1 protein-coding gene is annotated in these 362 nt (G+C 52.5%); it reads left to right on the top strand.

Going from position 1 to position 362, the window contains the following annotated elements; genetic code table 11:
* Nucleotides 1-362, top strand: a 362-nt coding sequence (locus ACQRA4_RS13935) for an IS1595 family transposase (protein WP_427823643.1), incomplete at both ends; no start/stop codon positions are given.

Below are 362 nucleotides of genomic sequence, written 5' to 3'. Positions count from 1 at the left end.
TTTGACAGCTTCACAGATTGCGAAATTGTCCGGTGTTAACCGAAACACCATCAACCGGTATGTGACGGCTTTCCGGGAAAGAATTGCCCGTTATTGCGAGGCGGAGTCTCCCGTCAAAGGGGAAGTCGAAGTTGATGAAAGCTACTTCGGCGCTCGCCGGGTCAGGGGCGTCAGAGGTCGTGGAGCACGCGGAAAAACCATTGTTTTTGGTCTGTTCAAACGCAAGGATAAAGTCTATACGGAAATCGTTCCTGATTGCTCCAGAGCCACCCTCCAGGGCATCATACGTGGCCGTGTAGACCTTGAAAGCGTCATTCATTCCGATGGCTGGCGAGGTTATGACGGACTCGTCGATTTGGGCT

The organism is Desulfovibrio sp. SGI.169, assembly GCF_050313595.1.
Classification (GTDB): domain Bacteria; phylum Desulfobacterota; class Desulfovibrionia; order Desulfovibrionales; family Desulfovibrionaceae; genus Desulfovibrio.
Note: the sequence above shows the minus strand (reverse complement) of the source record. Positions and strands in the feature narration are given on the sequence as shown.